Below are 1,837 nucleotides of genomic sequence, written 5' to 3'. Positions count from 1 at the left end.
GACCAGGACGACCTCGTCACCCCGCACCTTGAGGTCGACGTGCGCGCGGATGCGGCCGCGGATCAGGGCGAGCACCGCATCGAGATCCACGAGCCGCGACTCCGAGAACTGGTCGTGGCGGTGCCGGGCGATCGAGCGTACGACCGAGTCGTCCTCGATCTCGTCGTCGTGGAAGATCACCGGCCGGCCGTCGGCCGTCAGGCGTACGTCGAACTCCACGTAGTCGCAGCCGAGTGCGATCGCCGCCTCGAACGCCGCCAGGGTGTTCTGCGCCGACCGGTCCTCCGCAGCACCTCCGCGATGCGCCGAGACGAGGGCCATGCGAACCGTCAGACGCCGAGCTTGCCGCGCCGCAGCAGTGCCCAGACTGTCGACTCGGTCGTCGAGTACTGCGACAGGCCATTCGCCTTGCGGTACGCCTTGACCGCCGCAACCGTGCTGGAGTCGTAGACCCCGGTGAGCCGCGGGTGCAACCCGGCCGTGATCAGCGAGCGCTGCAGCCGCCACACCGACTGCCCCACCGAGCCCTGCTTGAGCACGCGCGGACTGGAGCCGGACGACATCAGGGCGGTCCAGGTCGGCCGCGTGGTCCGGCCGACGGGCGCCCAGCCCTTGCTCTTGCGGAAGGCATCGATCGCGGCGGCCGTGACGGGGCGGAACGTCTGGTTGACGGTGGAGAGGAGGCCCTGCTGGCGCAGCAAGCACTCGAGCGCGGCGACCTCCGGGCCCGTGCTGCCCACCTTGAGCTGCGGGTAGGAGTTGAACGACATCCGTACGCCGCACGGCAGGACCTGCTTGGCCGCGACCGAGCCCCTGCCGACGTCGAGGACGTTCTTGTCGATCGTGAGCGTCTTTCCGCCGTACGTCATCCTGACGTTGTTGTGGTACTGGTGGATCCGCTGGTGATTGGCCCACCCGGAATCGGAGAGGTAGGGCCCGCCGTCGGTGTTGGCGACCTTGTTGGTCCAGGCGAACCAGAGCTGGTTGGGCTTGGTGAATCCCGCGCGCCCGGAGATCCTCGCGGCGTCGACCGCGGCGATGGCCGCCGACGCGCTCGAGTAGAGCCCGGACTTGTAGCCCTTGCTGTGGAGGTACTCCGTCCAGGCGTCGATGAACTCCAGCACGACGTTGTCGCACTTGGTCGTGCGGGCGTACCACTCGATGTCGAGGTAGGAGTAGCTCCCGGCGCCGAAGCCGTACTTGACGAGCGCCGCGACCGTCTCGGCGGCGTCGGAGCGGGCCTGCGAGCGAGCCGTCGAGACGGTCCAGGACATCCGCTTCTTCTGGACCCGGCTGTCGGGGTTGTTGACGAAGCACGGGGCCTGCCGACCCACGTGGATCGGCATGAAGCGCCAACCGTACGAGGCGTTCTTGGCGACCCACGCCTTGCTGAGGTTGGGCTGGTAGGCATCTCCGCAGTAGCGCGAGCTGCCGGAGATGTAGATGCCGATCGCCGAGTAGGGGGATCGCAGGTTCCACGCATCCATCACGGTCTGGCTCGGCGCGACACACGTGTCGAAGCCGTACCCCTTCAAGTCGCCGGGGGCGCGTGGCCCTGCGGCGTGGGCGGGCGAGGACATCAGGAACGTCGCGGCCAGGCCGGTCAAAATGCCGGCGATCGTGAACCGCGAGGTGGGGGAAGGCACCATGCGCATCCTTAGAGAGTACGTCTCAGGGAGGGCCACGTCCCGGATATGCGACTCAGGCTTGCCGTGTGGCACCGGACCGGGGATACGCTTGCGGCGGGCGTGGCCCCGGTCCCTCCCCTGGATGATCGGGGCCACGTTCCTGCGGTTCCTCGCCCTTCGTCAGACTTGGCGGGCGCGGTCGCCCCAGT

Annotated in this window: 2 protein-coding genes; both read right to left on the bottom strand. The window is 68.5% G+C overall.

All coding sequences use genetic code 11. The features are described from left to right. Positions 1 to 321 (bottom strand): glycerophosphodiester phosphodiesterase (locus tag V6M46_RS06635; protein WP_332663064.1); only part of this gene is annotated, 321 nt, incomplete at its 3' end. 8 nt (positions 322 to 329) lie between these two features. Next, complete coding sequence (locus V6M46_RS06630) at positions 330 to 1,646, bottom strand: glycoside hydrolase domain-containing protein (RefSeq protein ID WP_332663061.1); 1,317 nt, start codon at positions 1,644 to 1,646, stop codon at positions 330 to 332. Between the last annotated feature and the right edge of the window lie 191 nt (positions 1,647 to 1,837).

The sequence above is a fragment of the Aeromicrobium sp. genome, from assembly GCF_036676885.1.
In the GTDB taxonomy this organism is placed as follows: Bacteria; Actinomycetota; Actinomycetes; order Propionibacteriales; family Nocardioidaceae; genus Aeromicrobium.
This window is presented reverse-complemented; position numbering and strand designations above follow the sequence as displayed.